This window comes from Catenulispora yoronensis, assembly GCF_039531695.1.
Taxonomy (GTDB): Bacteria; Actinomycetota; Actinomycetes; order Streptomycetales; family Catenulisporaceae; genus Catenulispora; species Catenulispora yoronensis.
Window position 1 is genome coordinate 65,706 of record NZ_BAAAQN010000063.1, and the last position, 6,241, is coordinate 71,946.

General features: G+C 74.6%; 5 protein-coding genes. 2 read left to right on the plus strand and 3 right to left on the minus strand.

Annotation, left to right across the window (positions count from 1 at the left end; genetic code table 11):
* Positions 1 to 8 precede the first annotated feature (8 nt).
* Positions 9 to 1,445, plus strand: coding sequence for a sensor histidine kinase (locus tag ABD481_RS37420; RefSeq protein WP_344670606.1), 1,437 nt, complete (start codon positions 9 to 11; stop codon positions 1,443 to 1,445).
* A 24-nt stretch (positions 1,446 to 1,469) separates the two neighbouring features.
* Complete coding sequence (locus ABD481_RS37425) at positions 1,470 to 2,129, plus strand: response regulator (protein ID WP_344670607.1); 660 nt, start codon at positions 1,470 to 1,472, stop codon at positions 2,127 to 2,129.
* Positions 2,130 to 2,192: 63 nt separating this feature from the next.
* On the opposite strand, the gene ABD481_RS37430 is transcribed toward ABD481_RS37425, so the two are convergent.
* From ABD481_RS37430 to ABD481_RS37440, 3 genes are read right to left on the minus strand one after another with little or no spacing between them, the layout of a single operon-like run.
* Positions 2,193 to 3,101 (minus strand): phosphate ABC transporter ATP-binding protein, encoded by a 909-nt coding sequence (locus ABD481_RS37430; RefSeq protein ID WP_344670608.1) that lies wholly within the window; start codon positions 3,099 to 3,101, stop codon positions 2,193 to 2,195.
* A gap of 13 nt (positions 3,102 to 3,114) precedes the next feature.
* Positions 3,115 to 4,269 carry a sortase gene (locus ABD481_RS37435; RefSeq protein WP_344670609.1) on the minus strand — a complete coding sequence of 385 codons (1,155 nt, stop codon included), beginning with the start codon at positions 4,267 to 4,269 and terminating at the stop codon, positions 3,115 to 3,117.
* Positions 4,266 to 6,116, minus strand: a complete 1,851-nt coding sequence (locus tag ABD481_RS37440; RefSeq protein WP_344670610.1) for a substrate-binding domain-containing protein — start codon at positions 6,114 to 6,116, stop codon at positions 4,266 to 4,268. Before ABD481_RS37440 ends, ABD481_RS37435 begins: the two co-directional genes overlap by 4 nt.
* Positions 6,117 to 6,241 lie beyond the last annotated feature (125 nt).

Here is a 6,241-nt window from a genome sequence, read left to right on the forward strand (position 1 = left end):
CTGAAGGGGTGAAATCCCCGGCCTGGCTCCCGCGCGCCCGCGACGTCGCGGTCATCTCGCTGGGTCTGCTGGAGGCCGGCGGGGACCTGTACGACCATTTGGACAAGAACCAGCTGATACTGGCCGGCTACCAGACCTCGCTGGCCCTGATCGGCGCGGTCTCGCTGTGGTGGCGGCGCACCCATCCGGAGCGGATCACCGTCCTGGCCATGGTGCTGTGCCTGATCGCCCAGGTCGAGGTCCCGATCACGATGATGGTCTTCGCGCTGGCCGTGCACCGCCGGGACCGGATCATGTGGACCATGACGGCGGTCTCCGGCGCGGTGATCGTGGCCGAGGACACGGTCAAGCGGGGCGAGATCTCGCTCGGCGACTCGGTGATGAGCTCGCTGGCCATCGCCGTGGTGGCGCTGTCCGGCGCCTACATCGGCGCCCGCCACGACCGGCTGGTGGCGCTCCAGGACCGGGCCGAGCGGGCCGAGGCCGAGCAGGAGGCCCGGGCCGAGTCGGCCCGGCTGGCCGAGCGCACCCGGATCGCCCGGGAGATGCACGACGTGCTGGCGCACCGCATCTCGCTGATCGCGCTGCACGCCGGCGGGCTGGAGATCACCGAGCGCCCCAGGCCCGAGATGGCCCGCCAGACCGCCGGCCTGATCCGGGAGACCGCGCGCTCGGCGCTGGAGGACCTGCGCGACGTGCTCGGCGTGCTGGCCAGCGGCGACACCTCGGCGCCGCTGGCGCCGCAGCCGCGCTTCGCCGACCTCGCCGGGCTGGTGGAGCGCTCGGCCACGGCCGGCGTGCCGGTGGTGCTGGTCCCGAACAGCAGCCTGGGCCTGGACGCCGACGTGCCGGAGGCGGTGGGCCGCGCCGCCTACCGGGTGGTGCAGGAGGCGCTGACCAACATCCACAAGCACGCGCCGACGGCGGCCGCGACGGTCCGCCTGGCCGGCGCCCCGGGGGCCGGGCTGGAGGTGCGGGTGGAGAACCTGGCGCCGCGCGCCCTGGTCACCCCGCTGCCCGGCTCCGGCTCCGGCCTGGCCGGGCTGCGCGAGCGGGTGCAGGTGGCCGGCGGGCACTTCGAGGCCGGGGCGACGGCCCGCGGCGGGTTCCTGGTGCTGGCCTGGCTGCCGTGGCCGGAGGCCGCGGCCCGGCCGGAGCTGGACGAGCCGGATGATCAGCATGAACCGGGTGAGCACGACATTTCATGCTTGTCGGAGGAAAAGGACGTGCCGGCCGGCGGGGACCGCCGGGACCGGCGCGGCGAGCCCGACCGGTCCGGGGAATCCCCGCTGGTCATGGCGGACGCCGGCCCCGGCGATGATGATAGGACCGGACCGGGGATCCGCGGCGTCCCCGAGACCCCCGAGCCCCGCCGCCCGCCCGAGACCGCCGCGACCGCCGCGACCGCCGCCGCGACCGCCGGGCCGGCGAACGCCGCCGCCTGACGCCGACCCCGGAGAGCCCGTCCCATGATCCGCATCCTGCTCGTCGACGACGAGAGCCTGGTCCGCGCCGGCCTGCGCACCATCCTGGAGACCGCCGAGGACCTGCGGGTGGTGGCCGAGGCCGAGGACGGCTCGCTGGTGCTGGACGCGGTGGCCCGGCACCGGCCGGACGTGGTGCTGATGGACGTGCGGATGCCCCGGGTGGACGGCCTGGAGGCGCTGCGCCGGGTGATGGCCACCGAGGCCCCGCCGCCGGTGGTCATGCTGACCACCTTCGACCTGGACGCCTACATCTTCGAGGCGCTGCGCCTGGGCGCCACCGGCTTCCTGCTCAAGGACACCCCGCCGCGCGACCTGATCTCGGCGATGCGCGTGGTGACCCGTGGCGAGGCGATGCTGTCCCCGCCGGTGACCAAGCGGCTGCTGGACCACTACACCGGGCTGCGCGTGGCCGACCGCGCCGAGCAGGCCGCGAAGCTGCTGGCCGACCTGACGCCGCGCGAGCGGGAGGTGCTGGCCGAGGTGGCGCGCGGATCCTCGAACGCGCAGATCGGCCGCGCCCTGTATCTGAGCGAGGCCACGGTGAAGGCGCACGTCTCCCGGGTGATGGCCAAGCTCGGCGTGGCCAACCGGGTGCAGGCGGCGCTGGTCGGCCGGGACGCCGGGCTGCTCGACGCGTCCTGAGGACGTCCCGGACGTCCAGGACGTCCCGGGCAGCCCGGGACGTCCTGGGCGGACACCGCCGGCCTAGCCGAAGCGCCCGTTCACGTAGTCCGCGGTCCGCGCGTCCCGCGGGTCCTCGAACAGCTGCGTGGTCGGCCCGGCCTCCACGATCTGGCCCGGCGTGTCGTGGGTGGCCAGGAAGAACGCGCAGTTCTGCGACACCCGGGCGGCCTGCTGCATGTTGTGCGTGACGATCACGATCGTCAGCCGCCCGCGCAGCTCGGCGATGGTCTCCTCGACCCGGCGGGTCGAGGTCGGGTCCAGCGCCGAGCAGGGCTCGTCCATCAGCAGCACGTCCGGCTCCACGGCCAGCGAGCGGGCGATGCACAGCCGCTGCTGCTGGCCGCCGGACAGCGCGCCGCCGGGCGAGCGCAGCCGGTTGCGCACCTCGATCCACAGCCCGGCCTTGATCAGGCTGGTCTCCACCAGCTCGTCCCGCCGGGCCTTGGTGACCTTGATCCCGGCCAGCTTCAGCCCGCTGGCCACGTTGTCGTACACGGACATCGCCGGGAACGGGTTCGGACGCTGGAACACCATGCCGACCCGGGACCGCACGTCGGCCGGGCGCCGGCCGGGGGCGTAGACGTCGGCGCCGTCCAGCAGCACCTCCCCGGCCAGCTTGGCGGTCTTCACCATCTCGTGCATCCGGTTCAGGATCCGCAGATAGGTCGACTTGCCGCAGCCGGACGGCCCGATCAGCGCCGTCACCTCCCCCGGCGCCATCGCCAGCGACACCCGCTCCAGAACCTTGTGGTCGCCGAACCAGGCCGACAGCTCCCGGGTCTCCAGGCCGACCAGCCGGCCCCCGGGCGCGGCGCCGTCGACCGCGCCGGCCGGGCCCGGCGAAAGGGCCGGCAGCTGCTCGGTCGGCGCGTCCGCGGCCGTCGGCGCCGGCGAGGTCGCGACCGCGCCGTGTTCTTCGATCTCTGTCATCGTGGTCCCAGGTTCAGTAGAGGTTGGGCAGCAGGACGGCGGCGTTCTCGTAGACGCACCACAGCAGGGCGGCCAGCACCGGCGCCGCGGACAGGTAGACGGCGCGGCGGTTCCACACCGAGACCAGCCACACGGTCAGCCCGACCGCGACGGCCAGCGCCAGCGCCCACAGCTGGAGCGCCGACCAGGCGTCGGTGTCGGAGGCCAGCGGCTTGTCCAGGTCGCCGCGCAGCACCCGCTGTCCGGCGGCCGGCGCGGGCGTCCCCTCCAGGCGGGCGCCGACCGAGACCACGTGGGTCGGGATCCAGGTCGAGTCGCCGGTGGCCAGCACCAGCCGGTCCTTGAAGGCGTCCCGGATGACCTGGCCGCCCTCACCCTTCACGTTGACGGTGTAGGTGAACTGGCCCTGTCCGGTGGTGACCCCGATCCGGTCGCCGACCTTGAGCTTGGTCAGGTCGGCGAACGGCGCGCCGAACGTCCCGCGCCGGCCCAGCAGCACACTGACCCCGTCCTGCCCGGGCAGCACGGTGTCCCGCAGGTGCCCGGGCCCGCGCGCCAGGTCCGCGCCGGTCGTGCCCTCCACCACCACGGCCTGGTGCAGCCCGATCGCCGGGATGTCCAGGATCGCCAGCGGCGTGCTGTCGCTCACCGGCCCGGTCGGCGCCGTGCCGTCGGAGAGCTGGCTGTCCAGCTGCCGGTAGAGGAGCGCCTGGCTGTGCTGCTCCTGCAAGCCGGTCAGGCCGAAGGTGTAGACGCCGAAGCCGAGCAGGAGGCCGGAGGCCAGCGTCGCGGAGACGGCCGTGGCGCGGACGGCGCGCAGCCCGCGGCCGGCCCGGGCGGCGGCGCGGGCCGGAGCGGTTCGCGGCGCCGACGCGGACGTGGTGGTCGGCGCCGTGTTCGCGTACGTCGCGGATGCCGGCGCGGAGGCCGGGGAATCGGCACCCGGATCGGCCCCGGTGCCGGCCCCGGAGGCCCCGGTCGTCGGGGTGCCGGTCGGGGTGTCGGACGGAGTGCCGGTCGTGGTGCCGGGCGCGGTACCCGTCGTGGTGTCGGCCGCGTCGGCGCTCCCGGACCCGGCGGGTGCCGGCGCCGCCGGGTCCGGGAGCTCTCCGGCGCCCGACGAGCCGTCCGAGGCCGTCGCGGTGCCCGCGGTGGTCGGCGCGCTCACGGCTTCGGCTCCTGATCCGGGTCCGCCGGGGTCGCGGCGGCCAGCCGCCTGCGGCGTACCAGGACGCTGCCGAGGACCGGCGGCAGGGCCAGCACCGCGAGCAGTTCCAGCGCGGTCAGCGAGGCCAGCAGCCGGGGGTCGTGCCGGGCCGGCACGTCGGCGACCACGATGCTGTTCCCGAGCGAGCCGTCGGAGCTGCCCCCGGAGGTCCCGCCCGCGGTGTCGACCTGGCCGGTCAGCGGGTCGACGGTGCCGGAGGCGTCCCCGCCGGTGTCGCCGCCGGTGCCCCCGGTCGTGCCGCCCGCGACGCCGCCGGTCGTGCCGCCGGTGGTCCCGCCGGTGCCGCCCGAGGTGCCGCCGGTCCCCCCGGACGTGCCCCCCGAGGTGCCGCCGGACGTGCCGCCGGTGGTCCCGCTGCTCTTGCCGCCGGTGGTGCTGTTCTTGGTCCCGCCGGTCCCGCCGGAGGTGCCCCCCGAGGTGCCGCCGGACGTGCCGCCGGAGGTGCCCCCGGTGGCGCCGGGGACGCAGTTCAGCGCCGAGCCCTTGGCGTCGCAGGGGCTCGGCTGCGGCGCGTCGGTGAGCACCGTCAGCCGGCCGGAGCTGTCGAAGGTGGGGTTGCGGCAGTTCGCCAGGGTGTTCGGGTCCACCCCGGACTGCTGGCCGGGGATGTGCGAGATCTGGAGCATCCCGCCGCGCACCAGGTTGCGCGGGATCGGCGAGTACCCGAGCTGGTCGGCCTCGGCCTGGCCGCTGCACAGGATGTAGGCGGCGTACTTGGACAGCGCGGCGCCGTGGTCGGTGGTGGCCCGGGGCAGCGGCGGCATGGCGCCGGTGTCGCGGGGCACGATGATGTAGCTGTAGCTGGAGATCGGGTAGGACCGGGGGTCGGTGTTGACGTAGACCCCGTCGAGGTTCTGCTGGAGGTAGTCGGTGTCGTCCGGCGAGGTGTTGTCGTCCACGCCGCGGATCTTGGCCGCGGTCAGCGCGATGGCGACGTTGGAAGCGGTCGGGACGGTGTAGTAGCCGGCGGGGTTCAGGACCTTGACGACCGGCCACTTGTTCAGCTTGGCGTAGGCGTACTCGTCATAGCCGATCGCCCCCTCGCCGTCGGGGGACATGATGAAGCCCGCGACCGCGTCCGAGGTGTTCTGGGCGTGCATGTTGCTGACAGTCGGCGTCGGGTAGAACTCGGTGTAGTCCCCGCACGCGACCCCGTTCACCGAGGCGCAGTAGGCGTCCCACTGTGCCTTGTGCGTGTGCTCCATGTAGCGCGTCCACTGCGCGGTCGCGCCGGAGCCGTCGGAGCGCACCACGGGGATGATCGGCTTGTGCGGCAGGGCGCCCGGGTAGTCGTTCTTGATCTCCGGGTCGTCCCAGAAGGTGATCTTGTTGGTGAAGATGTCCACCAGCGTGTCCGGCGAGAGCCGCAGGTTCGAGACCTGCTTGCCGCCGATCTTCAGGTTGTACATGAAGGTCGTGCCGCCGGCGGTCACCGGGACGTAGGAGTAGCGCCAGTGCGCGTTCTCCCGGTTGGCGTTGCCGCTGGACCGCTGCTCCTGGCTGGCGCCCATGTCGTCGCCGGTGCGGAAGGGCACGTCGGAGGCGGTGAAGTCGTCCAGGCCGCTGGACCAGTCGGCGCGGCCGGTGGCCGAGCCGTTGGCCGCGTAGTTGATGTTGATGCCCTGCGGCAGCACGTCGCGCCGCCACTGGTCCAGGGCCGGCCCGCTCCAGGAGGAGCCGGAGCCGCTCAGCGCCGTGGTGGCGTGCGCGGGGGCGGCCGGGACGAAGGCCGCGGCCAGCGCGGCTCCGAGGGCGGCGGCGAGCCAGACCGGGGTCCGGTGTCGCACGGTTCGTAGGGTGTTCACAAGGCGGGCTCCGGTTCCGGATGGAGGCCGGCCCGGGACGCGGCCGGGTCGGCGGCGAAGGCGGCGGCCGGGGGCGCGACGGGCGGGCGGGTGGCCGCGGCGGCGGC

Coding starts and splice junctions, on each gene's coding strand:
- ABD481_RS37425 (WP_344670607.1), top strand. CDS start 1,470: ATGATCCGCATCCTGCTCGTCGACGACGAGAGCCTGGTCCGCGCCGGC.
- ABD481_RS37430 (WP_344670608.1), bottom strand. CDS start 3,101: ATGACAGAGATCGAAGAACACGGCGCGGTCGCGACCTCGCCGGCGCCG.